The organism is Microbacterium sp. cf046, assembly GCF_900114345.1.
Lineage (GTDB): Bacteria > Actinomycetota > Actinomycetes > Actinomycetales > Microbacteriaceae > Microbacterium.
Map to the genome: position 1 here is coordinate 223155 of NZ_FOZJ01000002.1, position 25300 is coordinate 248454.

Annotated in this window: 21 protein-coding genes; 13 read left to right on the forward strand and 8 right to left on the reverse strand. The window is 69.9% G+C overall.

The annotated features are described in order from the left end of the window. Positions 1 to 132 precede the first annotated feature (132 nt). Positions 133 to 2691, reverse strand: a complete 2559-nt coding sequence (locus tag BM349_RS07210) for a winged helix-turn-helix domain-containing protein (RefSeq protein ID WP_139230894.1) — start codon at positions 2689 to 2691, stop codon at positions 133 to 135. Between the two features lie 128 nt (positions 2692 to 2819). On the opposite strand from BM349_RS07210, the gene BM349_RS07215 reads away from it, so the two are divergent. After that, positions 2820 to 3035: a hypothetical protein gene (locus tag BM349_RS07215; protein ID WP_091705602.1), complete on the forward strand. Its 216-nt coding sequence runs from the start codon at positions 2820 to 2822 to the stop codon at positions 3033 to 3035. A gap of 53 nt (positions 3036 to 3088) precedes the next feature. After that, positions 3089 to 3448 carry an SHOCT domain-containing protein gene (locus tag BM349_RS07220; RefSeq protein ID WP_254773781.1) on the forward strand — a complete coding sequence of 120 codons (360 nt, stop codon included), beginning with the start codon at positions 3089 to 3091 and terminating at the stop codon, positions 3446 to 3448. 60 nt (positions 3449 to 3508) lie between these two features. Here the strand turns inward: BM349_RS07220 and BM349_RS07225 are convergent, their stop codons facing one another. Then, the gene (locus BM349_RS07225) at positions 3509 to 4531 is read right to left on the reverse strand and encodes an isopenicillin N synthase family dioxygenase (RefSeq protein WP_091705606.1); all 1023 of its coding nucleotides are present in this window, start codon (positions 4529 to 4531) and stop codon (positions 3509 to 3511) included. 160 nt (positions 4532 to 4691) lie between these two features. Between BM349_RS07225 and efeU the strand changes: the two genes are divergently transcribed. From efeU to efeB, 3 genes are read left to right on the forward strand one after another with little or no spacing between them, the layout of a single operon-like run. Further along, the gene (efeU, locus tag BM349_RS07230; protein ID WP_091705608.1) at positions 4692 to 5678 is read left to right on the forward strand and encodes an iron uptake transporter permease EfeU; all 987 of its coding nucleotides are present in this window, start codon (positions 4692 to 4694) and stop codon (positions 5676 to 5678) included. Then, complete coding sequence (efeO, locus tag BM349_RS07235; protein WP_091705611.1) at positions 5675 to 6904, forward strand: iron uptake system protein EfeO; 1230 nt, start codon at positions 5675 to 5677, stop codon at positions 6902 to 6904. The genes efeU and efeO overlap by 4 nt, the downstream gene beginning before the upstream one ends. A gap of 1 nt (position 6905) precedes the next feature. Further along, positions 6906 to 8225 carry an iron uptake transporter deferrochelatase/peroxidase subunit gene (gene efeB, locus BM349_RS07240; RefSeq protein ID WP_091705613.1) on the forward strand — a complete coding sequence of 440 codons (1320 nt, stop codon included), beginning with the start codon at positions 6906 to 6908 and terminating at the stop codon, positions 8223 to 8225. Between the two features lie 34 nt (positions 8226 to 8259). On the opposite strand, the gene BM349_RS07245 is transcribed toward efeB, so the two are convergent. After that, positions 8260 to 9471 carry an acyltransferase family protein gene (locus tag BM349_RS07245; protein WP_091707179.1) on the reverse strand — a complete coding sequence of 404 codons (1212 nt, stop codon included), beginning with the start codon at positions 9469 to 9471 and terminating at the stop codon, positions 8260 to 8262. A gap of 51 nt (positions 9472 to 9522) precedes the next feature. Here BM349_RS07245 and BM349_RS07250 point away from each other — a divergent pair, with 51 nt between their 5' ends. From BM349_RS07250 to BM349_RS07270, 5 genes are all read left to right on the forward strand, one after another. After that, positions 9523 to 10977 carry a carboxylesterase/lipase family protein gene (locus tag BM349_RS07250; RefSeq protein ID WP_091705616.1) on the forward strand — a complete coding sequence of 485 codons (1455 nt, stop codon included), beginning with the start codon at positions 9523 to 9525 and terminating at the stop codon, positions 10975 to 10977. A 13-nt stretch (positions 10978 to 10990) separates the two neighbouring features. Continuing rightward, positions 10991 to 11878, forward strand: coding sequence for an alpha/beta fold hydrolase (locus BM349_RS07255; RefSeq protein WP_091707180.1), 888 nt, complete (start codon positions 10991 to 10993; stop codon positions 11876 to 11878). A 163-nt stretch (positions 11879 to 12041) separates the two neighbouring features. Then, entirely contained in the window at positions 12042 to 13247 is a 1206-nt protein-coding gene (locus tag BM349_RS07260; protein WP_091707181.1) for an LLM class flavin-dependent oxidoreductase, read from the forward strand. 1 nt (position 13248) lies between these two features. Beyond that, positions 13249 to 13899 (forward strand): FMN reductase, encoded by a 651-nt coding sequence (locus BM349_RS07265; RefSeq protein WP_091705619.1) that lies wholly within the window; start codon positions 13249 to 13251, stop codon positions 13897 to 13899. A 70-nt stretch (positions 13900 to 13969) separates the two neighbouring features. After that, positions 13970 to 15124 carry a N(5)-(carboxyethyl)ornithine synthase gene (locus BM349_RS07270; protein ID WP_091705621.1) on the forward strand — a complete coding sequence of 385 codons (1155 nt, stop codon included), beginning with the start codon at positions 13970 to 13972 and terminating at the stop codon, positions 15122 to 15124. On the opposite strand, the gene BM349_RS19085 is transcribed toward BM349_RS07270, so the two are convergent. Continuing rightward, positions 15121 to 16539, reverse strand: a complete 1419-nt coding sequence (locus BM349_RS19085; protein ID WP_368086666.1) for a DNA/RNA non-specific endonuclease — start codon at positions 16537 to 16539, stop codon at positions 15121 to 15123. The two genes, BM349_RS07270 and BM349_RS19085, sit on opposite strands and share 4 nt — an antisense overlap. Positions 16540 to 16678: 139 nt before the next feature. On the opposite strand from BM349_RS19085, the gene BM349_RS07285 reads away from it, so the two are divergent. Then, positions 16679 to 18658 carry a GDSL-type esterase/lipase family protein gene (locus BM349_RS07285; protein WP_091705624.1) on the forward strand — a complete coding sequence of 660 codons (1980 nt, stop codon included), beginning with the start codon at positions 16679 to 16681 and terminating at the stop codon, positions 18656 to 18658. Positions 18659 to 18662: 4 nt separating this feature from the next. Here the strand turns inward: BM349_RS07285 and BM349_RS07290 are convergent, their stop codons facing one another. Both BM349_RS07290 and BM349_RS07295 read right to left on the reverse strand, forming a co-directional pair. Further along, positions 18663 to 19346: a response regulator gene (locus BM349_RS07290; RefSeq protein ID WP_091705626.1), complete on the reverse strand. Its 684-nt coding sequence runs from the start codon at positions 19344 to 19346 to the stop codon at positions 18663 to 18665. Further along, positions 19343 to 20614, reverse strand: coding sequence for an ATP-binding protein (locus tag BM349_RS07295; protein ID WP_091705628.1), 1272 nt, complete (start codon positions 20612 to 20614; stop codon positions 19343 to 19345). Before BM349_RS07295 ends, BM349_RS07290 begins: the two co-directional genes overlap by 4 nt. 151 nt (positions 20615 to 20765) lie before the next feature. Here BM349_RS07295 and BM349_RS07300 point away from each other — a divergent pair, with 151 nt between their 5' ends. Then, positions 20766 to 22211, forward strand: a complete 1446-nt coding sequence (locus tag BM349_RS07300; protein WP_091707183.1) for a cation:dicarboxylate symporter family transporter — start codon at positions 20766 to 20768, stop codon at positions 22209 to 22211. A gap of 57 nt (positions 22212 to 22268) precedes the next feature. Here BM349_RS07300 and BM349_RS18730 read toward each other — a convergent pair whose 3' ends face one another. After that, the gene (locus tag BM349_RS18730; RefSeq protein ID WP_175525236.1) at positions 22269 to 22409 is read right to left on the reverse strand and encodes a hypothetical protein; all 141 of its coding nucleotides are present in this window, start codon (positions 22407 to 22409) and stop codon (positions 22269 to 22271) included. 11 nt (positions 22410 to 22420) lie between these two features. Beyond that, entirely contained in the window at positions 22421 to 22603 is a 183-nt protein-coding gene (locus tag BM349_RS07305; RefSeq protein ID WP_091705630.1) for a DUF5302 domain-containing protein, read from the reverse strand. A 379-nt stretch (positions 22604 to 22982) separates the two neighbouring features. Between BM349_RS07305 and BM349_RS07310 the strand changes: the two genes are divergently transcribed. Beyond that, positions 22983 to 25274, forward strand: coding sequence for a polyribonucleotide nucleotidyltransferase (locus BM349_RS07310; protein WP_091705632.1), 2292 nt, complete (start codon positions 22983 to 22985; stop codon positions 25272 to 25274). The last annotated feature ends 26 nt before the right edge of the window (positions 25275 to 25300 follow it).

Below are 25300 nucleotides of genomic sequence, written 5' to 3' on the forward strand. Positions count from 1 at the left end.
AGTTCATCCTGAGCGAGCCCGCGCGAGCGGGTGAGCCGAAGGGCCGCTAGTCGCACCCAGCGCATATCGCTTTCTCGGAAGGCCGTCCCAGGTGTGGGGCGGCCTTCCGCTTTGCGCCGCGGCAGGGGCGTCTTACAGCAGGCCCAGCTCGGTCGCCCTGGTGACCGCCGCGCTGCGATTCGGCGCGTCCAGCTTGCGGTAGATGTGCGCCATGTGCGTCTTGATCGTGTTGACCGACACGAAGAACTTCGCGGCGAGCTCGGCGTTCGTGAGCCGCGTCGGCAGGTAGGCCAGCAGTTCCCGCTCGCGATCGGTCAGAGGCTCGGTCAGCTCGCAGGTCGCGTCGGGGCGGAAGTGCTCGCGGGCGCGGTCGAGCACCTCGGCGCGGAACGGCGTCGAGGCGGCCGGGAGGTTCGCGATCAGTCTGATGACCTCCGGCCCGGCCCACAGGAAGACCGATACGATTCCGTGCTCGCCGGCCAGCTCGAGCGCCGCGCTCAGGCAGGCCCGCGACTCGGCGGCGCGGCCCTCGACGTGCGCGAGCCACCCGCAGAGGACCTCACGTTCGACGGTCGAAATCGGCACCGCTTCGTGGGCTTGGAATCCGGACCCCTCCAGCAGAGCGCGCGCGTCGCCGCCGCGGCGGGCCGTGAGGGCCTCGGCGATCGCCTCGACGCGCAGCGGCGTCCAGCCTGCGGGAGGGCGCGCGATCGCGCCGGTCTCGCCCGACAGGCGGCGGGCACGGTGCGTCGCCGCGTCGAGGGCATCCTGCACGATCGAGGGCGGAGTGCTCACCGGTTCCGCGGCCGGGTCCCTCGGCGCGCCCGCGAGAACAGCTTCGAGGGCGGCGATCCACATGAGCTGGGTGCGCTGGTTGGAGGCGGCTCTCACGCCGCCCTCGTGCAGCGCGAACGCGGCAGTCTGGGGGCGACCTCGGTGGATCGCGACCATCACGAGGGCGAGATACGCATCCGCCGGGGCGGGGTGGACGAGCAGGCCGACATCCCGGGCGAGTTCGAGCGCCTCGTCGGCCAGCGCCTTGGCGATGCCGAGCCGCCCGGCCCACGCCTCCACGAGGGCCATCGACCCGGCGAGATGCACCCGGTACGCGGAGTACTGGGCGCCGGGGGAGTCGAGGGTGCGGGCGAGCCACTGATGGGCGGCGACCAGGTCACCGGCGAAGAGATACGCCCGCCCGCGCGAGCCGAGCGCGAGCGTCTGCAGCAGCGCGCGGTCCGTGAGGCCGATCAGGTCGGGCACGGGGACGTCGGGGTGCTCGCGCAGCAGGCGGAGTGCGTCGCGTGCGGCCTCCAGCGACATCGAGGCCGGTGCGCGGAACTGGACGAGGGCGGCGGTGTAGGTCTGGACGATGAGCATGAGTCCGGGCTCGAGGGCGTCGTTGGCCGCGAGTTCGCGGAGCACATCCTCCCCGAGCGCGAACTGGCCGCTCATGCCGAGCACGATCCCGTAGAGCGCCTCGGCCTCGGGTCGGGCCCGGCGTTCGGCCTCGGGCACGGCGGCGAGCCAGCGGACCATCGATGTCGTCTGCCCGCGCTCGAACACCTCCCGCCCGCGCGCCATGATGAGATCCATCGCGCTTCCCCAGGACCGCGCCTGCAGCTGGCAGTCGATCGCAGCGGCCAGGTCGCCGTGCTCCGCATGCCACACCGACGCCGCTGACAGGATGCGCGCCTCCTCCTGCGGATACCGGGCACGCACGCGGTACCGCAGCAGATCGCGGAAGAGATGGTGGAACCGGAACCACTCGTGGCCTCCGTCGATCGGAACCAGGAACATCGAGTCCCGTTCCAGTTCATCCAACAGCGACGCCGCATCTGCGACGTCGAGCACCGACTCCACGAGGCCCGGCGACATCCGGTCCAGCACGGACAGCCGCAGCAGCAGGTCGCGCCGGTTCTCGGTCTGCGCGCTGAGGACCTGTTCGCTCAGGTACTCCGAGATGAAGCGATCCGTGCCCGCCAGGCGGCGGGCGAACTGGTCCGGATCGTCCTGGTGCCGCATCCCGATCGCGGTGAGCTGGACGCCCGCGGCCCACCCCTCCGTGCTGTCCATGACGGAGGTCACCGTTGCGGTCGAGGCCGGGACCCCGGCGATGCGGTGCAGCACCTCCGCGGCGACCTCGTCGTCGAACGCGAGCTCTGCCTGGCGCAGCTCGACGAGGGCGTAGCGCAGCCGGTGCTTGCTCCACGCGAGCCGGATGTCCACCCGCGACGAGAACACCATATGTGTGTCGGCAGGGAGGTGGTCGGCCAGCCACCATAGATCGTTCACGATCGCACGGTTGGAGAGGTTGTGCAGATCGTCGAAGACCAGCACGGTGCCCGGGTGGTCGGCCAGCAGCGCGACGAGCGACTCGAGGAGCGGTCGGCCCAGGCCGCCACCGCCGATCGTCAGCAGCGGGCCGAGTTCTCCTGCCGACGGCGAGATCGCGCGGAGGCCGGCCAGCAGCCGGCGGCAGAACTGGATCGGATCGTCATCGACGGGGTCGACATCGAGCCAGACGAATCGACGATCGGGCCGGGATTCGGCCCATTGCGACAGCAGCACGGTCTTGCCCGAGCCAGCGGGCGCGACCACCAGACTCAGGGGCGCGCCGAGGGCGCTGTCCAGGCGCGCCCGGAGCTCGGGGCGGTCGACGGCGTGCGGTGGAGAAGGAGGCGAAGTGGTCACGATCGGAGCATTCCGCTGTCAGTATTCCAGTGCGCCGGGCCGAATCATCCTGATGGGATGACGGAGCGACACAATCGGCAGACGAAAATAGCCCTCAGACCGGCTCCCCGCCGGCCAGGGAGGCCACCGTGACGTCGCAGATCTTCGAAGTGGTGGTGCGGGGAAGGATGAGCGCGGAGCTCATCGCCGCGCTCGACGGCTTCACGATCGACACGGGAGCGGACGGGCTGACCAGGGTCATCGGGGACGTGCCGGACCAGCCCCGGCTGCTCGGACTGCTCGGCGCGTTCGACGACCTGCACATCGAGGTCGTCTCCGTGAATCCCGTGAGCCCCGGCCACTGAACCATCGATACGCGGCACGGCGTGTCGCGGCAAACAGAAACGAGGAGAAGAACATGCCCCTTCGCAGAATGGGTCGCCCCGGCCTTATCGGCATGGCTGCCCGCACGGCTGTGGTGGCCGGTACCGCAACCGCGGTCAGCGGCAGCGTGTCGCGTCACCAGCAGGAGAAGGCACAGGGCCAGTACGAGCAGCAGCAGTACGAGGCCGCCCAGCAGCAGGCGCAGATCGATGCCGCCGCACAGGCGGCCGCAGCGCAGTACGCTCAGCCGGCCGCCGCGCCGGCGGCGCCCGCCGCTCCCGCGGCGGGTGGCACTGACATCGTGGCGGAGCTGCAGAAGCTCGCCTCGCTGAAGGATGCCGGCATCCTCAGCGAGGAGGAGTTCGCCGCCGCGAAGGCGAAGCTCCTCGGCTGACCGGATCGTCGACTCATCGGCGATCCGAGCGATCGCCGATGAGGCGATGACCGCCGCAGGTCAGGCCGATGCCTGCGCCCGCGCGGCCACCAGGTCGGCGTGGTGGATCGCGGCGACGTCGGGATGCGCCCGCAGCCGAGACTTGAGCGCGTTCTCGCCGTACAGCGCGTGGATCGGGTTGTTCGGGTCTTCGGTGACGCCGCGGGCCTCAGCCGCGAGCGCCGCCGGCAGTTCGATGATCGGCAGCCGGGCGCCGAGTTCGGGGTTGAAGAAGAACGGAACCGAGATGCGGTCGTCGGGGTACTTCGGTGAGATGACCCGGTGGTTCGTGGCGATCAGGTAGCCCTGCGTCGCGTACTCGAGCAGCTCGCCGATGTTCACGACGAAGGCTCCCGGCACCGGTGGGGCGTCCACCCACTGCCCGTCGCGTTCGACCTGCAGGCCGCCCTTGCCCGGCTCGACCCAGAGCAGCGTCAGCACCCCCGAGTCCTTGTGGGCGCCGACCCCCTGCTGCGGGGTCGGGTCTTCCTTGCCGGGATAGCGGACGATCTTGATGAGCGTCGAGGGTTCGCCGAAGTGCTGGTCGAAATACGATTCGTCGGCGCCGAGCGCGACCGCCCAGGCTCGCAGGAGCTTGCGCGCGACGCCGGAAAGATGGTCGTGCCACTCCGCGACCACGTCGCGCAACTCCGGCTGTGCATCCGGCCACAGGTTCGGACCGATCAGTCGCGCGTAGTCGGGCGCATCCCGGTCGGCGATCGCCTCGCGCTCGGGACCGATGTCGATCTGCTCCCGCCAGTCGATCCTGCCCTGCGTGCGCTCGCCGCCGATCCGCGTGTACCCGCGGAAATGCGGGCTCGTGACGTTCTCGATCGCGAGCTTGTCGGCCTCGGGCAGGGCGAAGAAGTCGCGTGCCGCCCGATGCAGGCGGGACTCGAGCTCGGCGGAGATTCCCGTGCCGGTCAGATAGAAGAATCCGACGTCGTGCGTCGCCGCGCGCAGGTCGTCGCGAAAGGCGGCAGCGGCCTCGGCGCCGCCGTCGAGGCGCGACAGATCGAGAACGGGCAGCGAGAGTTCAGCCATTCCCCGACGATAGGCGGCGAAGGAATAGGGCGGCGCAATGTTGCATCGGATTACCTCGCGCGGCTCCGGCGTCTTTTGACCGTCGGCGTCGGGCCGGGTAGCGTTAGTGAGGTGAGGGTTACCTAACCTTCACGAACGCACACGACTTCCGAGAGTGCCCGTGCTCGCCACCTTCCTCATCGGCCTCCGCGAAGGCCTCGAAGCCGCCCTTGTCGTCGGCATCCTCGTGGCCTACATCACCCGCATCGGCCGCCGCGAGGTGCTCCCGCGCATGTGGGGCGGAGTCGGCCTGGCCATCGCCCTCTCGCTCGCGATCGGCGCGATCCTCACGTTCGGCGCCTACTCGCTGACCTTCGAGGCGCAGGAGATCATCGGCGGCACCCTCTCGCTCATCGCCGTCGCGATGGTGACCTGGATGATCTTCTGGATGCAGAAGACCGCCCGCACGCTCAAGGCCAGCCTCGAGGGCGGCATCGACCGCGCGCTCGCCCAGGGCAGCCTCTGGGCGCTCGTGGCGATCGGCTTCGTCTCGGTCGCGCGCGAGGGCATCGAGACGACGCTGCTGCTGTGGTCGATGGTGCAGTCGTTCGGCGACGCGCCCGCCGCCCTGCTCGGTGCGCTGCTCGGGCTGCTCGCCGCGGTCGTGCTCGGCTGGCTGCTCGCCCGCGGGATGCTGCGCCTCGACCTGCGCCGGTTCTTCATGTGGACCGGGGCGTTCCTGATCATCGTCGCCGCCGGAGTGCTCGCGTACGCCGTGATGGACCTTCAGGAGGGCGGCGCGCTCCCTGGTCCGTTCGGGCCGCTCGCGCCGATCGATGAGGCCACCGGCGCAGTCATGGTCGGCCTCGCGGGGGTCCCCTTCGGCTGGGCCTTCGATGTCACGGGGCAGATCCCGCCGGGATCGGCGTTGGCCGTCGTGCTGCAGGCGACAGTGGGATTCATGCCGCGGATGTCCTGGCTGCAGGTGATCGCCTGGGCGCTGTACGTCGCGATCGTCGGCTCGTTCTTCATCCGCGGCGTGCGCGCCGGCCGCCGCCCCGCGCCCGCCGCCTCAGCCTCGGCCGGCGCCTCGGCTCCGGCGCCCGCAGATCTCCGCACCTCCGCAACGCCCGAGCCTCACGATTCCCTACATCAAGGAGCAGCATGACCTCCCCCCGCATCCTCGGCGCCATCGGCGCCGTGGCTCTGTCCTCCGTCGTCCTGGCGGGCTGTGTCGCCAAGAGCGAGGCGGCCGCGGCCGACGGGCTCACGGTGAGAGCGACGGACACCGGCTGCGAGGTCTCTGACGCCGCTGCGGCGAGCGGCACGCTGACATTCGACGTGACCAACGCGGGCGCGGATGTCACCGAGTTCTATCTGCTGGCCGAAGACGGACTGCGCATCGTCGGCGAGGCGGAGAACATCGCTCCCGGCGCCTCCCGCACGCTGACGGTCGTCGCCCAGCCCGGGGAGTACTTCACGGTGTGCAAGCCCGGCATGATCGGCGAGGGGGTGGGACGGACGTCCTTCACCGTCTCGGGCGAGGCCGTCGCGATCGATGGACCGGATGCCGAGCAGAAGCAGCAGGCAGTCGACCTCTACGCCGCGTTCGTCAAGGACCAGGTCTCGCAGCTCGTGCCCGAGGTCGACGATTTCGTCACCGCCTACGAGTCCGGTGCGGATGATGCCGCCCGGGCCGCGTTCCCGCAGGTGCGCGCGTACTACGAGCGCATCGAGCCCATCGCCGAGGCGCTGGGCGACCTCGACCCCCGCATCGACTATCGCGAAGTGGATGCGGTCGCCGAGGGACTGGATTGGACCGGGTTCCACCGCATCGAGAAGGATCTGTGGGTTCCGGCACAGGACGCGCTCAACGCCGACGGTGAGACCCCGGCCTGGCAGGACTGGGCGCCCTCGACCGCCGACGAGCGTGCCGCCTTCGGGGACCAGCTGGTCGCCGACGTGTCCGAGGTGTACGACTATGTCCACTCCGCCGAGTTCGTGGACGCACTGACGACCCAGGGCATCACCGGTCTCAGCAACGGCGCGATCGCGCTGCTCGACGAGGTCGCGATGGGCAAGATCACCGGCGAGGAGGACTGGTGGTCGGGTACCGACCTCTGGGACTTCGCGGCGAACGTCGAAGGCTCGAAGATGGCGTTCTCCCTCGCGCGCGACTTCGCCGCCGCCAAGGGCGACGAGGGCGCTGCGCTGGTCGACGAGATCGATGCCGGTTACGCCGCCCTGGAGGAGTCGCTCGCCGAGCACGGCTCGCTCGCCGCCGGCTTCGTGAACTACTCCGAGCTCACGGAGGACGACAAGCGCGAGTTCACCGATCTCATCAACGCGCTGGCCGAGCCGCTGTCGCAGCTCACGGTCACCGTGCTGGAGTGACGTGACCGACGACGACACTCAGTCAGGGTCAGCGAGCGATTCCGGCGCCGACCCGTCCGTCGAGGCGGGCGTGAGCCGTCGAGGGCTCCTCGGACTGGTGGGCGCCGGAGCGGCCGGCGTCGCGATCGGAGCGAGCGCAGGCATGGCCGGCGGGCTGGGCGTCGCACGCGCGACAGAGCGCGCGAGCGCGGCATCCGAATACGACTTCTTCGGCCTGCACCAGGCGGGGATCACGACCCCCGTGCAGGACCACATGCACTTCGCGGCGTTCGACATGATGGCCCGCACCGACCGCGAGGACCTCATCTCGCTGCTGCAGGACTGGTCGTATGCCGCATCGCGCATGACCCGGGGGCTGGAGGTCAGCGCCACCGGCGCGGTCGGAGGCTCTCCGGAGGCGCCACCCGATGACACCGGCGAAGCGCTCGGGCTCACGGCCAGCGGGCTCACGATCACCTTCGGCTTCGGGCCGACCCTGTTCACGGTCGACGGCGTCGACCGATTCGGGATCGCGGACCGCCGGCCGACGGTGCTCGAGCGGCTGCCTGCGTTCCTCGGCGACGACCTCGATCCGGATGCGTCCGGCGGCGACCTCTGCATCCAGGCGTGCGCGGACGATCCGCAGGTCGCCGTGCACGCGATCCGCAACCTGAGCCGCATCGCGTTCGGGCGTGCGAAGATCCGCTGGTCGCAGATGGGCTTCGGCAGGACGTCGCGCACGACGTCGGCTCAGGCCACGCCGCGGAATCTGTTCGGGTACAAGGACGGCACGGCGAACATCCTCGCCGACGACCGCGCGTCGCTGCGCGACCACGTGTGGGTCGCCGACTCGGACTCGCCGGCCTGGATGGCGGGCGGCTCATACCTCGTGGCCCGCAAGATCGCGATGCTCATCGAGACGTGGGACCGTGTGAGGCTGTCCGAGCAGAACACGATCATCGGCCGCGACAAGGGGGAGGGGGCCCCGCTGTCAGGGGGCGACGAGTTCACCGAACCCGACTTCACGGCCACGGATGCCGCGGGCGCCCCGCTCATGCCCGAGACGAGCCACGTGCGCCTGGCGCACCCCGACATGAACGGCGGCGTGCGGATCCTCCGCCGCGGGTACAACTTCGTGGACGGCAACACCGACCTCGGCCGTCTGGATGCCGGACTGTTCTTCCTGTCGTATCAGCGGGCACCCGAGCAGTTCGTCACGCTGCAGCGGTCGCTGTCGACGGACGTGATGAGCGAGTACATCCGGCACACCGGATCGGGACTCTGGGCGGTCCCTCCGGGTGCGACACCCGGCTCCTACGTCGGCGTCGGTCTGTTCGCCTGACCCCAGCGGGCGTCGTCGGGGCGAGCGCCGAGCATCATCCGTTCTGACGCGGGTCGGCCTGGAGGCGAGTGGGGCGCGGCGCCTCCCGCGGCCGGCGCGAGCCGGTGGGGTCGGAGCGTCGGCCCTCGCGGCGGGCGAGGCTCGGGTCGGCGAACAGCCAGCCGGGCCGGGGCTCGACCAGCGGGCGGAAGATCGTGCGCACCGGCTTGGTCGCCAGACCCAGCGCGATCAGCACGGACGCGACGATCACGATCGGAAGCCAGATCCAGGTCGGCTCCAGGTCGCGCAGCACCCCCGTCTCGCGGAACGGGTAGAGCACGAACGAGTGCAGGAGGTACACGTACATCGTGTACTGGCCGAAATGCGTCCACCAATGCGTGCGGCGCGGCAGGAGTGCGAAGAACGCCGCCGACAGCACCAGCGCCACCGCCATGAGAGCCAGCCGCACGGCGCCCGCCCACCACTCGGTGCCGCCGATGGACGAGTAGTTCTCGTCGTAGAACAGCCATTCGCGGAGGTTCATCGCCCGCCATTGGTCGACGAAGAACCATGCGGCCCAGCCCGCGACCGCGAGAAGGCCGGCCGAGGCGGCGAAGACCCACCACGGTCGATCACGCAGCAGCCTCAGCCGGTCGACCACGTCGCGATCGCGCAGCCACCAGCCGAGTGCGAAGAACGGAAGCAGGCCCAGCGTGCGCGACAGGGAGAGGGTCGAGTCGATGTTCGGCAGGTACCCGGCGCCGATGGAGATGAGCACGGTCCACAGCAGCGGCCAGCGCAGAAGGGCGAGGTACGGGAGGACGAGCCGGAAGATGCCGAGTGCGAGCAGGAACCAGAGCGTCCACGACGGCTCGGTGATGTTCGGATTGGCCTGCCCTTCGACGATCCACTTCGTGAGGGTCCACAGCGCTTCGAAGATCACGTACGGGAGGAGGATGTCGGTGATCACCCGGGCCATCTGCCGGGCGCCCGGGGCGTCCGACTTGGAGAAGTAGCCGGAGATGATCGCGAATGCGGGCATGTGGAACGCGTAGATCAGCAGATACAGCCCGAGCGCGACATCGGAGTCGTGCGTGAGGCGCTGCGTCGCATGGCCGAGCACGACCAGCACGATGCAGGCGAACCGCGCGTTGTCCCAGAAGGGCACGCGACGTCTGGGGCGGGGCACGCCGGTCGTTCCGGTCGGTGGTCCGACGGCTTCGGGGGCGGCCGGATGAGGCGGCGACGCGTTCTGTGGTTCGGTCATGACGGCGAACGCCACCCTATCCTGGGGAGGCGCCAGACGAGGAGATCCCGCATGACCGACACCACAGTGCTCACTGTCTCCCACGGCGCTGTCCGCGGCGTCCGCGATGGCGGGATCGACCGCTACCTGGGCATTCCCTACGCGGCGGCGCCGTTCGGCGACCGACGGTTCATGCCGCCGGCGCCCGTCGCTGCGTGGGACGGTGTGCGGGATGCCATCGCCTTCGGGCCCACCGCACCGCAGGCACCCTACGGAGGCGGGCTCGAGAAGTACCTGCCGACCGTCGCGATCGCCGGGGACGACATCCTGACGGTCAACGTGTGGACCCCGGCCGATCGCGCCCCCGGCGCGTCGCTCCCGGTGCTCGTCTTCGTCCACGGGGGAGCGCTGACCCGTGGTTCGGCGGCACTGCCCGGATATGACGGATCGACGTTCGCCGCGGCGGGTGTCGTGTACGTGTCGGTGCAGTACCGCGTCGGGCAGGAGGGCTTCGCAGTGCTCGACGACGTGCCGCAGAACCTGGGCGTGCTCGACCAGGAGGCCGCGCTGCGGTGGGTGCGCAGCGAGATCGGCGTGTTCGGCGGCGATCCCGAGCGCGTCACCGCGATGGGGCATTCCGCCGGCGCATCGACACTGACCGCGCTGCTGGCGCTCCCGCAGGCCGAGGAGCTGTTCGACCGCGTCATCCTGCAGAGCGGACCGCTGAACGGCCAGCCGCCCGACAAGGCCGGGCGGATGACGCGGGCGATCGCCAAGCGGCTGGGGGTGGCCCCGACGCGCGCCGGCTTCGCCGGGATCGAGCCCGCGACCCTGGTGGCCGAGCAGGCGGCGGTTGCGGCGGCCGGATCGCCGCTCGGCGGCGCGCCGACCGTGACGCTGGCGATCGGCGGGGTCGCCGTGCCCGTCGATCCTCTGGCAGCGCTGATCGACGGCGCCGCGCGCGGCATCCCGGTCATGATCGGGTCGACGAGCGAGGAGTACCGACTGTGGTTCGTGCCGTCCGGCCGGCTGGGGAAGATCCGCCGTTCGACGCTGACGATCGCGCGCATCACCGCGCGGGTCCCGGCTCGCATCGTGCGCGCGCATCGACTCCGCCGCCCCGAGGCCACGCCTGGTGAAGTGCTCGGCGAGGTGATGTCGGACATGCTCCTGCGCGGCCCGCTGACCCGGTTCGCGGACAGCAGGACCGATGCCGAAGCGCCGACGTACGTCTACGAGTTCCGGTGGCGCAGCCCCCTCGACGACATGGGCGCCGCCCATGCGATGGAGCTCGGCTTCGTCTTCGACAGGCTCACCGCGCCGGACTCGATCGCGCTCGGCGGCCCGGATGCCCCCCAGGCGCTCGCGGATGCGATGCACCGCGCATGGATCGCCTTCGTCGTCGAAGGAGACCCCGGGTGGGAGCGGTGGTCGACCCGGCAGCCGGTGCTGGCCTTCGACGCCGACGGCGGCCACATCGATTACGCGCCTCGCGCGGATGAGCTCGTGGGCCTTCCGTCGCGATAGTGTCGGCGTCGCGATGACCACGATCGACGATGCACTCGACAAGGACCGGGCGATCCCGGACCTGGACTGGCGCGTGTTCCCCGAGGGAACGGTGCGCGATGTGTTCCCAGCACCCAGCGGGGGTCTCGCGCGACTGTCGCTCGGCACCGGCGACCGGGGTCGCGTCGTGCTCATGCCCGGCGTCACCGGGTCGAAAGAGGACTTCACCCTCATGTTCCCGCTGCTGGCGGATGCCGGCTATCGCGTCGAGTCGTACGATCTGGCGGGTCAGTTCGAATCGCACGCGGCCGGGCCCGAGCACCTCGATCCGCCTCGGGCGAAGTACGACTACCGGCTCTTCATCGACGACCTGTTCGCGGTCCTCGAGTCGGGGACGACGCCGGCCCACGTGCTGGGCTACTCGTTCGCCGGCCTCGTCGCGCAGCTCGCGCTCGCCGAGCGACCCGAGCTGTTCGCGAGCCTCACGCTGCTGTCGACGCCTCCCGCCGCCGGCCAGGTCTTCCGCGGCGTCAAGCGCATCGGCTGGCTGAGCAACCACCTCACCCCCCACCAGGCCGCGGGACTGCTGATCTGGGGGGTCAGCAACAACCTCAACAAGGTCCCGCCGCAGCGGTTCGCGTTCGTGAAGGCGCGCTTCGATCTGACCCGGCGTGCCAGCGTGGACGACATCGCCGGCACCGCGATGCACACGCCCGATGTCATGGCGCAGGTCCGTGCGACGGCGATCCCGAAGCTCGTCGCGGTCGGTGCGCACGATCTGTGGCCGACCGCCCAACATGCCGCGTTCGCCGGGACGATCGGTGCTCGGCTGGCCGTCTACGAGACCGGGCACTCGCCGTGCGAGACCGCCCCGCATCAGCTCGTGCGCGACATGCTCGACCTTTTCGCCGCGAAGGCGTGAGTCCGCGCGCGGGACGCGTCGAGCGCTGCCGGTGCGTGCGGGAATAGATTCATAGCGATGGTGTTCTACCAGATACATTCATCTGAATAGAACCGGATGCCGCGGCATCCCGAATCGGAGAGCGATCGTGAACGACACCACCACAGCGTCGAAGGCGGCGGCCATGCAGTTCGGCATCTTCACGGTGAGCGACATCACCGAAGACCCGACCACAGGCCGCACGCCCAGTGAAGCGGAGAAGATCCGCAACACGATCGCTGTCGCCAAGCACGCCGAAGAGGTCGGACTCGACGTCTTCGCCCTGGGAGAGCACCACAACCCGCCGTTCTGGTCGTCTTCGCCCACCACGACCCTCGCGTACATCGCCGCTCAGACCGAGCGCCTCGTGCTCTCGACCGCCACGACCCTGATCACCACGAACGACCCGGTGAAGATCGCGGAGGACTTCGCGATGCTCCAGCACGTCTCGGGCGGTCGCACCGACCTCATGCTCGGCCGCGGCAACACCGGCCCGGTCTACCCCTGGTTCGGGCAGGACATCCGCCAGGGGCTGCCGCTCGCGATCGAGAACTACGCGCTGCTGCACAAGCTGTGGCGAGAGGACGTCGTCGATTGGGAGGGCAAGTTCCGCACCCCGCTGCAGGGCTTCACCTCGACTCCGCGTCCGCTCGATGACGTGCCTCCGTTCGTGTGGCACGGATCGATCCGTACGCCCGAGGTCGCCGAGCAGGCCGCCTACTACGGCGACGGCTTCTTCGCGAACAACATCTTCTGGCCGTCCGAGCACTATCAGCGGCTCATCACCCTCTACCGTCAGCGGTTCGCGCACTACGGGCACGGCACTCCCGAGCAGGCGATCGTCGGGCTCGGCGGACAGGTGTTCATGCGCGCCAACTCGCAGGACGCCGTCCGCGAGTTCCGTCCGTACTTCGACAACGCCCCGGTCTACGGCCACGGACCGTCGATGGACGACTTCACCGAGATGACGCCGCTCACGGTGGGCTCTCCGCAGCAGGTCATCGACCGCTACGCCGGGATGCGCGATCTGTTCGGCGACTACCAGCGCCAGCTCTTCCTGATGGACCACGCCGGACTCCCGCTGAAGACCGTGCTCGAGCAGCTCGACATCCTGGGCGGCGAGGTCGTGCCGGTGCTTCGCAGGGAGCTCGCGAAGGATCGCCCGGCCGACGTGCCCGACGCTCCGACCCACGCATCGCTCGTAGCCGCCAAGTACGGCGATCAGGGTCCGCAGGAGAAGATCCCGAACGCGAACCGCGGCGACAACCTGACCGGCGGCACGCCGTACCGCGAAACCGCCGTCGCGGCCGGCTCGTCCTTCGGCGCCGCAGCCACCCGGACGGGAGCCTGAGATGACCGCGCGACGCATCGCCGTCATCTCGGCCGGCCTGTCGAACCCGTCCTCGACCAGACTGCTCGCCGACCGGCTGGCCAGTGCCACCGTCCGCGCCCTGGCCGAGACCGGGGAGGCGATCGGAGCCGAGGTCGACGTGTTCGAACTGCGCGACTACGCGCACGACATCACGAACAACCTGCTGACCGGGTTCGCGCCTCCCGCGCTGGAGACGATGATCAACACCGTGGTGTCGGCGGATGCCGTCATCGCCGTCACGCCGATCTTCTCGACGAGCTACTCGGGCCTGTTCAAGTCGTTCATCGACATCCTCGATCCCGACGCGCTGACCGGGAAGCCGGTGCTCATCGGCGCGAACGCCGGGACGGCCCGCCACTCGCTGGCCATCGACTACGCGATCCGCCCGCTGTTCACCTACCTGCACGCCGAGCCCGTCTCGACCGGCGTGTTCGCGGCGTCCAGCGATTGGGGCGCGTCGGGAGATCAGGTCGCACCGCTCGGGGAGCGCGTCGAACGGGGTGCCCGCGAGCTCGCCGAAGCGATCGCACGTCGCTCGCCCGCGGTCGAGACCGACCCGTACGACCCGGCGAACTACCTGGGCGAGGGGCGCTCGTTCGGGCACCTGCTCGGCGGACTCGCGGGGGAGTAGGCGCGACCAGGCCCTGGTAGCGTCGAGGTCACGGAGTCGGTTCGGCCCCCGCAAAGGGAAGAAGACGACCATGACCGCGCGCACACCACTGGTCCTGGGCGTCGTGGGCGCCTCGCGCAAGCCGGACGAGCGGCGCGTTCCGCTGCACCCCGGCCATCTGGACCGGATCCCCGACGAGCTGCGCTCGAGCGTGCTCCTCGAGACCGGGTACGGCGACCGGTTCGGGGTGTCGGATGACGAGCTGCGACCTCTGGTCGGCGGCATCCTGGACCGTGCAGAGCTGATCGCGGCTGCCGACGTCCTCCTGCTGCCCAAACCGCAGCACGAAGACCTCCGGGAGATGCGCGACGGGCAGGTGCTGTGGGGGTGGCCGCACCTCGTGCAGGACGAAGCGATGACCCAGATCGCCCTCGACAAGCGCCTCACCGTGATCGCGTTCGAAGCGATGAACCACTGGGGCAGCGACGGCACCTTCGGTCTGCACGTGTTCCATATGAACAACGAGATCGCGGGTTACTGCTCGGTGCTGCATGCCCTGCAGCTGTGCGGCTCCACCGGCGACTACGGCCGGCGGCTGACGGCCGTCGTGATCGGGTTCGGCGCCACCGCCCGTGGGGCGGTCACCGCTCTGCGCGCGCACGGGGTCCACGATGTCCGCGTGCTGACCAATCGCCGCACTGCATCGGTGGCGGCGCCGATCCACGCCGCGCAGATGATCCAGTTCGATCACGACGACGGTCCGTATCTGAGCGAGGTCATCACGGATGACGGTCGGGTGCCGCTGGCGCCCTTCCTCGCCGAGAGCGACATCGTCGTGAACTGCACGCTGCAGGATCCGAATCGACCGCTCCTGTACCTGAAGACGGCGGATCTCGCGGCGTTCCGCCCGGGCAGCCTGATCGTCGACGTGTCGTGCGACGAGGGCATGGCCTTCGAATGGGCGCGGCCCACGAGCTTCGTCGACCCGATGTTCACGGTCGGCGGCAGCATCAACTACTACGCCGTCGATCACAGCCCGTCCTACCTCTGGAACTCGGCGAGCTGGGAGATCAGCGAGGCGCTGCTCGGCTTCCTGCCGACCGTGCTCGCAGGCCCCGATGCCTGGGCCGCCAGCGACACGATCTCACGCGCGATCGAAGTCAGCGACGGCGTCGTGCGCAATGCCGCGATCCTCGAGTTCCAGCACCGACTCGCGGAGCAGCCCTACCCCGTCCTCACGCGCTAGAGGCGGATGTCGGACGCACGAGTCAGCTCGGTCCACTCGCTCGTGCGGGCTGCGGTTACCGGCATCACGTCGGCCGCCACCAGCGCGCCGAAGTCGATCGACGCGAGTTCGGCGATGTCGGCGATCGGCACCTGGAAGGTGCGGAACGAGCCGAGTCGGGCGACGCTCAGAGCGGATGGACCGAGATCGATCAGCTCGGTCTGATCCAGCACGAATCCGGCCGCTGCCAGCACGCTCGCACCGCCATCGGCGGCTTCGGCCCATGCGGCGACCTTCCAGAATCGGCGGGGGACGCGGATGCCGCGATAGGGCGGGTCCCCCTCTTCGAGCACCGGTGCCGTGAACACCGACACACGCTGATCGGTGGAATCCGCGAACTGGAGCACGTGGTCTTCGAGACCCACCCACAACTCCTTGGACTGGTTGAAGACGGATGCCTGCGGTGCGGCGTTCGTGTAGACGAATGTCGCTTCCGTGGCGGCGCGTGCCTCGGCGGTGGTGCCCCATCCGGGATCGCGACGACGCACGAGGTGCCCGCGATCCAGGTCGTTGTCGGCGTACACGGCCGGTCCTGCCTGCTCGGACGCGGGAACGCGGGGATCGAGGTCCCAGTCTCCGGTGCGGGGAAGGTCGTGCAGCGTGCTTCCGTCGATGTTGACGCCGGTCACGGCCGCCAGTCGCCTCTGCGTGTCGAGGATCACCGAGAACCGCGGGTACGAGAGTTCGACGACGTCCGGGTCGCCGAGCGGCCCCGGCATCCCGAGACGGATTCCGAGGAATCCGTCTCGATAGCCCGTGTCTTCCGCCGCGGTCGTCATCGTCCCATCATCGCGTGCCTCTCGACGGGCCAGCACCGCATCGACGGCGACGCCGAGGGCGACCGCGACGCCGATGGAGACCAGCACCGCCGTGATCGTGCTCCCGGGCAGGATCCACCCGATCGCCACGCCCGCGAACGCCTGGTAGGCGGCCCAGCCGAGACCCGCGGCGGCGACGATCGCGAGATAGCGAGGCGCAGGGACGCGGGACGCACCGGCGGTGAGGTTCACCGCGAGCCTGGCGAAGGGGATGAATCGCGCGGTGAACACGATCGCCGCCGTGCTCCGGCTCAATCGCACGCCCGCCCACGCGAACATCGCCCGCGCGCGAGGACGCCGCATCCATCGCCACCGCTGCAGTCCGGCCGCGCGGCCGATGAGGAAGCAGAGCGCATCGCCGACGAATGCGGCTGCGGCCGCGACCACCACGACGAACGCGATCGGCGGGCTGCCGGTCGAAACGGCGAGCGCGCCGAACGCGGTGACCGCGACCTCGCCCGGAACGACGACCAGGAACGCGTCGCCGACCACCAGCAGGAACAGCAGCGGCAGCGCCCACGGACCTGCCCCGAGCTGCGCGAGAAGATCATCCGCCACCCGGCCTGGGTAACAGGCGAGGGTGAACGACGACGAAACGGAACACGACCGGTGACGTCGTGCGGTGCATCCGGTGAACTCTCGGCGACCGCGGCCGGATTGCGCGATCCGGGCAATCGGCCGGCGGCACCCTGGAGGTGTGAGAGTCGCCCTGCTCGCAGAATCCTTCCTCCCGCACATGAACGGCGTGACGGGATCCGTCCTGCACGTGCTCCGCCACCTCGAACGCTCCGGCCACGAGACGCTCGTGATCGCCCCGCGCTCGGGCGAGGTGACGGCAGACCTGCACGGAGCGCGCACCGCGCTGCTCAGGTCTGTTCCGCTGCCGTCCTACCCGCAGGTCCGCGTGGTCTTCGCGCGGACCGCCAGGCTCACCGCCCTGCTGCACGACTTCGCACCCGACGTCGTGCATCTCGCGTCGCCGTTCGTGCTCGGATGGCAAGGAGTGGCGGCTGCGGACGCGCTGCGCATCCCCACTGTCGCGGTGTACCAGACGGATGTGGTGGCGTACGCGGAGAAGTACGGCGTGCCGGGCGGCGCGGCATTCGCGGCGTCCCACACGACCCGCCTCCACCGTCGCGCCACGCTGACCCTGGCGCCCTCCACCGCGGCCCTGCAGCAGCTCGAGTCATTCGGCGTCGATCGGCTCCGGTGGTGGGGACGTGGCGTCGACGCGGCTCGCTTCCACCCCGACCGACGCAGCGACGCGTGGCGCACCCGCGTCGCACCAGGGGAGATCGTCGTGGGGTACGTGGGTCGTCTGGCACCCGAGAAGCAGGTCGAGGATCTCCGCGCCCTGCAGGACCTCCGAGGAGTACGGCTCGTGATCGTGGGGGACGGACCCGCGCGGCCGGCTCTGCAGCGCATGCTGCCGGGCGCGGTGTTCACGGGTCATCTCGAGGGCCGCGAACTCGTCGAGGCGATGGCGAGCTTCGACGTGTTCGTCCACCCCGGCGAGAGCGAGACCTTCGGCCAGACGATCCAGGAAGCGCTTGCGAGCGGCGTCCCCGTCGTCGCGACCGGCGTGGGCGGCCCGGTCGACCTCGTTCGCAGCAGCGTCGATGGATGGCTGTATCGTCCCGGCGATCTGCCGGATCTTCGCGCGCGGGTCGCGGATCTGATCGGCGATGATGCGAAGCGGCACGCGTTCGCGCGCGCGGCACGCGAGTCGGTCCGCGATCGCACGTGGGAGTCGATCGGCGCCCAGCTGGTCGCGCACTACGAGGATGCGCGGGTGCTGCGGCCCATCGACGACGCCCTGCTCGCTCGAGGAGCCACCCGGCCCTCGGCGCCCGCGATCGAATCCGGCCCCGCCCCCCGGCACTGGCGTCGGTACGTCGCACTCGGCGACTCGCTGACCGAAGGGCTGTGCGACTCGTCCCGGATGCCGGCCGGCCGGTACCGCGGATGGGCCGACCGGCTCGCGCAGCTGCTGGCCCACGTCGGCGGTGACGGGGCGGACCCGTTCCGCTACGCCAACCTCGCGGTGCGCAGCAAGCGCATCCGCGACGTGATCGCCGATCAGCTGCCCCAGGCCCTCGCGCTGCGTCCGGACCTCGTCTCGGTGTTCATCGGCGCGAACGACCTGGTCGGCCGCAGGCCGGAGCCCCGAGCGCTCGCCCGGGAGCTGGAGGGCGCGGTGCGGCGCCTGCGCGAAACAGGCAGCGACGTGCTGCTGGTGACGCCCTTCCTCCCGCGCCGCCGCGCTGCGCGGCTCTTCGCCCCGCGCTTCGCCGCCTTCAACTCGGAGCTTCGACGCGTCGCCGATCGGACCGGTGCCCGGCTCCTCGACCTCGAGGCGCTCCCGGCCATCGGCGATCTCGGGATGTGGGGGTCGGACCGGGTGCATCTGCGCTCCCGAGGGCACCGGTTCCTCGCGTATCGCGCGGCCGATGCGCTGGGCGTCCCCGACGCGGAGGCTCTGGAGGGGCTCGATGCCGCCCTGCACTCGGACGACGACGATGTCACGGAGTCCGGATGGCTGCGCCGAGATGTGCTGCCGTGGATCTGGCGGCGCGCGCAGGGCCGGCGTGCCGGTGACGGTCGCACCGCCAAGCACGATGACTACGTCCTGATCGACAGCGGCGGGATGACGCGCCCGGTCGCCCCCGCGCACTGAGCCGTCACGGCTGCCAGCGGTATTCGGTCTCGGGGCGCCCCGGGGTGCCGTACCGCGGCGAGCGGATGACCCGCCCCGCGTCGGCCAGATGCTCCAGGTAGCGCCGAGCGGCCACCCGCGACATGCCGAGCGCCGCGGCCGCCTCCGCGGCGGACAGCGCCGTGCTCTCCCGCACGCCGGCCGTGACCCGCTCGAGGGTCTCGGCGGAGAGTCCCTTGGGCAGAGGCACCGGCGCGCTCGGGCGCAGTGCGCCGAGCATCGCATCGATCTCGGCCTGCGTGGCGGGCCCCGATGTCTCGCGGGCGCGATCCCGGTACGTGCGGTACTGCTCGAGCCGGTCGCGGAACACCGCGAAGGGAAACGGCTTGACGAGGTACTGGGCCACGCCGAGCCCGACCATCTGGCGCACGATCTCGGCGTCGCGGACTCCGGTCACGGCGATCACGTCGACGTCGGCCGCCCGCGCCCGCACGTGCCTCAGGACATCCAGGCCCGTGCCGTCGGGCATCGTCATATCGAGCAGGACCAGGTCGATGCCCTCAGCAGGCGGCTGCCCGAGGATCGCGGACACCGCGGCTCGTGCTCCCGTGCACTCCGCGACGACCTGGAAGCCCTCCAGGCGCTCGAGGTACGTGCGGTGCAGCTCGAGTGTGAGCGCGTCGTCGTCGACCAGGAGCACGTGGATCATGACCGCCTCCCGGGCAGGATGACCTGGAACGTCGTCGGCGCGGGGGAGTGATCGACGGCTCCGCCCACCCCCTCCACGATCGCGCGCACGAGTGCGAGCCCGACGCCGCGACCGTCGGCGCCGGCGGGTTTCGTGGAGAACCCGTGCTCGAAGATGCGCTCCTCCAACCCGGCAGCAACCCCCGCACCCGAATCGGACACGGAGACCGCGAGCGCACCGCCGGGAGCGGGGGCGAACACGACCCTCACCCAGCGCGGCTCGGGTCCCGCCGCCGCGGCATCCATCGCGTTGTCGATGAGATTTCCGACCACCGAGACCGCATCCACAGGGCTCAGTGCGCTCCGGGGCGCCGACGGGTCGATCTCGGCGATCCAATCCACACCGCGCTCGCGGGCCTGGGCGGCCTTGCCCAGCAGGAGCGCTCCGACCGTCGGGTCGCCGTCGCGCCGCGCGGCGACCTGATCGACGAGCTCCTGGCTCTGACGGGAGGTCTCGGTGAGGATGCCGATCGCCTCGTCGGTGCGCCCGAGCTCCAGCAGCGCCACGGCGGTGTGCATGCGGTTGCCGTGCTCATGCGTCTGCGCGCGGAGCGCTTCGCCGAGCGTGCGGACCGATTCGTAGGACGAGACCGCGTCGCGCACCGCGCTCGCCGGGAGGTCACCGGCGATGCGCCGCGTGAAGCGGCCAGCGAGCCATGCCGCCGCCAGTCCCACGGCCGCGAGCGCCACCGCGACCGCGACGACGAACGGCAGCTGCCGCAGCACGCCGGTGCCGACGCTGCCGAGCGTGATGCCGGCCGAGACGAGCGCGACCACTTCGCCGGACGACATCACCGGGACGACCGAGCGCAGCGAGGGGCCGAGGGTTCCGGTCGCCTCCTCCGTCAGGGTGCGTCCCTCGAGGCCGGGCCCGATGGTGCCGAGGTACGGCTTGCCGATCTCGGCGGGGTCGGCGTGCGTCAGGCGGATGCCGTCGGTGGTCATGATCGTGACGAAGTCGATCGGCGTCTGGTCCATGATCTGCTCGGCGATCGGCTGGAGGATCTCCGTTGCGGCGGCATCGGAGCCGCCGGTGACGGCCGCTTCGACATCCGGCATCTCGGCGATCGTGCGGGCGACGGCGAGGGTGACCGCCTCGGCCTCTGCGCGCTCGGTCGCCTGGGCCTGGAACGCGAGCAGCACTGCCAGCAGGGCGGTGATGACGACGACCGCCCCGAGGAATGCGATGAAGACGCGGGATGCCGCGCTCGCGCCGTGTCCGGCAGCCATGGGCCTCCTCGCGTCGATCCGGTCGAGACCAATACGACCACAACCCGTCGCATCCGGCATCCCGCACGCAGAGTGATCGCAGGAGGGGTGGCAGATCGGCCGCCCGAGAACAGCGAAGTTTCAATCCGACTCGGAGGCGAAGATGGCTCAGATCCCCAGAACACAATCGTTCAAGCTCCCCGGCTACAACTGGCGGCGCGGCAAGACGGCGTGGGACAAGCACACGTGGCTCTACATCGCGGTCATCATCGCGGTGGTGCTCGGTGCCACGATCGGCCTCGTATGGCCCGAGGTCGGAATCGCGCTCGAGCCGATCGGCAAGGGCTTCGTCGCCCTCATCAAGATGATGATCGCCCCGATCATCTTCTGCACGATCGTGGTCGGGGTCGGCTCCATCGCCAAGGCCGCGACGGTCGGCAAGATCGGTGGCCTCGCGCTCCTGTACTTCATGATCATGACGACCTTCGCCCTGGCGATCGGCCTGGTCGTGGGCAACCTCATCCACCCGGGCGAGGGACTGAACATGGCGAACTCGACATACGACGCCACCGCGACCGAGGCCAAGACCACCCAGGAGTTCATCCTCGGGATCATCCCGACGACGTTCTTCTCGGCATTCACCGGCGAGAGTGTCCTGCAGGTGCTGTTCATCGCGCTGCTGGTCGGGTTCGCGCTCCAGCAGATGGGCCCCAAGGGCGAGCCCATCATGAACGCGGTGAAGCACCTGCAGGCGCTCGTCTTCCGCATCCTCGGCATGATCCTCTGGCTCGCCCCGCTCGGCGCGTTCGGCGCGATCGCCGCGGTCGTCGGCAAAACCGGTTTCGCGGCGATCGTGAGTCTCGGCATCCTGATGATCGCCTTCTACATCACGTGCGCCGTCTTCATCTTCGGCATCCTCGGCACACTGCTCTACGCGGTCACGCGGATCAACATCTTCGGCCTGATGAAGTACCTGGCGCGGGAGTACCTGCTGATCGTCGGCACCTCGTCGTCCGAGTCGGCGCTGCCGCGACTGATCGCCAAGATGGAGCACCTCGGGGTCGCCAAGCCGGTCGTGGGCATCACCGTCCCCACGGGGTACTCGTTCAACCTCGATGGCACCGCCATCTATCTGACGATGGCGTCGCTGTTCATCGCCTCGGGCATGGGCATGCCGATGTCGATCCCCGAGCAGATCGGGCTCCTCGCCTTCATGGTGATCGCCTCCAAGGGAGCCGCCGGAGTGACCGGGGCAGGGCTCGCGACGCTGGCCGGCGGACTGCAGGCCTACCGCCCCGACCTCGTCAACGGCGTCGGAGTGATCGTCGGCATCGACCGGTTCATGTCCGAGGGCCGCGCCATCACGAACTTCACCGGAAACGCAGTGGCCACCGTCCTCATCGGCACGTGGGTGAAGGAATTCGACTCGAGCCGCGCCCGCCAGGTGCTGCGCGGTGAGCTGCCGTTCGACGAGACCACGCTCTCCGGCGACGACCACGACGGCATGTCGGACGGGAAGGATGCCGTCGGCACCCAGGGTCTGGAAGAGGCCGCGATCGCCGAAGCGGAGGCGAAGGAGGAGCGCGCCCGGGAGCGCGAGGTCGCCCTGCGTTCCTGACGCCCGGACAGCACGAAGCCCGCCTGCTCGATGCAGGCGGGCTCCGTGGCGTCCGGGCTACTCCGCGCCCTCGGGCGGCAGGTCGTCGGCCTCGACGTCGGTGCCCAGGGGCTCCACGTCGTCGTCGTCGGATCCGTCCAGCTCCGGCAGCTCGTCGGCTTCTTCGGAGATCTCGTGGAACGTGGGATCGAAAACCATGACTGCTCCTCTCAGCCGCTCTTGCGGCGGAACTCGCGCTTGGTCTGCACGGCGCCGTGCGTCCCGTGCACGGGGGAGTCCCCGTCCAGGTGCGCCTCGCCGTCGCGGTGCTTCGCGTTCTTCTTGTCGAGCGCCTCCTTGAACTTGCGCTTCATCTCTGCCGCCTCGTCGGTGGGCTTGTCTTCGGTGCTCATGCCTCCCACACTAGGCATCCGCTCGACGAGGACGCCACCCTTGACGGCCCCGGGGGCGACGCCGCGGCCGGGCCGGTCAGCCCTGGTAGGCTTGTGCGGGTTGCCTCACGGCATCCGCTCAATTGAACATGAGCTACACGGAGCAGGCCGGCAGCAAGCTGGTCCCCTGTGGTGGACTCCCCGTCGTGCATTCGCCGGGTGCTCTTCTACTGGTGACCAGCGCAGGTGAAGCGCGACGGACTGTCGCGCGCCGATAATCTGCCTGTTCCTGCTCCTTCGAATGCTCGCGCGCCATACGGGTGCAGCGAGCTTAAAGAAGGGCACGGCGCCGCCGCACGCAGTTGCGGAGCGCTCGCCAAAACAGAAAGCGAGAGACCTCTTGGAAGGTCCTGAAATCACCGCCGCAGAAGCCGTTCTCGACAACGGCCGCTTCGGCACCCGCACCGTCCGCTTCGAAACCGGACGCCTCGCCCAGCAGGCGCAGGGCGCGGTCGCCGCCTACCTCGACGAGGAGACGATGCTCCTGTCGGCCACCAGCGCCGGCAAGCACCCTCGCGAAGGCTTCGACTTCTTCCCGCTGACCGTCGACGTCGAAGAGCGCTCGTACGCCGCGGGCAAGATCCCCGGTTCGTTCTTCCGTCGTGAGGGCCGTCCCTCCACCGAGGCGATCCTGGTCTGCCGCCTCATCGACCGTCCGCTGCGTCCGTCGTTCGTCGACGGCCTCCGCAACGAGGTCCAGATCGTCGTCACCGTCCTCTCGATCGCTCCCGGCGAGTTCTACGACGCGCTCGCGATCAACGCGGCGTCGCTGTCGACCCAGATCTCCGGTCTGCCGTTCTCGGGCCCGATCGCCGGCGTGCGCCTCGCGCTCATCCCCGGCCACGGCGAGCACGCCGACCAGTGGATCGCGTTCCCGACCGTCACCCAGCTCGAGGAGGCCGTCTTCGACCTCATCGTCGCCGGCCGCGTCATCACGGATGCCGACGGCAACGAGGATGTCGCGATCATGATGGTCGAGGCCGAAGCCACCGAGGGTTCCTGGAACCTGATCAAGGGCGGGGCCGTCAAGCCCAACGAGCAGGTCGTCGCCGAGGGCCTCGAGGCCTCGAAGCCGTTCCTCAAGCAGCTCGTCGGTGCGCAGAACGTCGTCGCGAACACCGCGGCGAAGGAGATCAAGGAGTTCCCGGTCTTCCTGCCGTACAGCCAGGAGACCTACGACTACGTCGCACACCGCGCGTACGACCGCCTCGTCGGGATCTACCAGATCGCCGACAAGGTCGAGCGTCAGAACGCGGACGACGCGCTCAAGGACGAGGTCAAGGGCCAGCTGCTCGAAGCCGTCGAGTCCGGCGAGCTCCAGGCCGTCGCGACGCTCGAGTTCTCGGCCGCCTACAAGTCGGTCACGAAGAAGATCGTGCGCGGTCGCATCCTCGCCGAGGGCGTCCGCATCGACGGTCGCGGCCTGGCCGACATCCGTCCGCTGGATGCCGAGGTGCAGGTCATCCCGCGCGTCCACGGCTCTGCGATCTTCCAGCGCGGCGAGACCCAGATCCTGGGTGTCACCACGCTGAACATGCTCAAGATGGAGCAGCAGATCGACTCGCTGTCGCCGGTGACGCACAAGCGCTACATGCACCACTACAACTTCCCGCCGTACTCGACCGGTGAGACCGGCCGTGTCGGCAGCCCGAAGCGTCGCGAGATCGGGCACGGCTTCCTGGCCGAGCGCGCCCTCGTGCCGGTGCTGCCAAGCCGCGAGGAGTTCCCGTACGCGATCCGTCAGGTGTCCGAGGCTCTCGGCTCCAACGGCTCGACGTCGATGGGCTCGGTATGCGCCTCGACCCTCTCGCTGCTCAACGCGGGTGTGCCCCTCCGGGCCGCCGTCGCGGGCATCGCGATGGGACTTGTCTCCGACGAGGTCGACGGGCAGACGCGCTACGCCGCACTGACCGACATCCTCGGCGCCGAGGACGCCCTCGGCGACATGGACTTCAAGGTCGCAGGCACCGCGGAGTTCGTCACCGCGATCCAGCTCGACACGAAGCTCGACGGCATCCCGTCGTCGGTGCTGACCGCCGCGCTGCAGCAGGCCCACGAGGCCCGCCTCACGATCCTCGGTGTGCTCAACGCCGCGATCGACGGTCCGGACGAGATGGCGCCGACCGCCCCGCGCGTGATCAGCGTGCAGATCCCGGTGGACAAGATCGGCGAGCTCATCGGCCCCAAGGGCAAGACGATCAACGCGATCCAGGACGAGACGGGAGCCCAGATCTCGATCGAGGAGGACGGCACCGTCTACATCGGCGCGACCGACGGCCCCTCGGCCGAGGCCGCCCGCGCCCAGGTCAACGCGATCGCGAACCCCACTAACCCGGAGGTCGGCGAGCAGTTCCTCGGCACCGTGGTGAAGCTCGCGACGTTCGGCGCGTTCATCTCGCTCCTGCCCGGCAAGGACGGACTGCTGCACGTCAGCGAGGTCCGCAAGCTCGCCGGCGGCAAGCGCGTGGAGAACGTGGAAGACGTCCTGAGCGTCGGCCAGAAGCTGCTCGTCAAGATCACGAAGATCGACGACCGCGGCAAGCTGTCGCTCGAGCCGGTCCTCGAAGAGGCCGCCGACCAGGAGGGTCGCGCAGCGGCCAACCCCGGTCCGGAGGGCCCTGCCGAAGGCTGAGCCGACTGATCACGGATGCCCGTTCC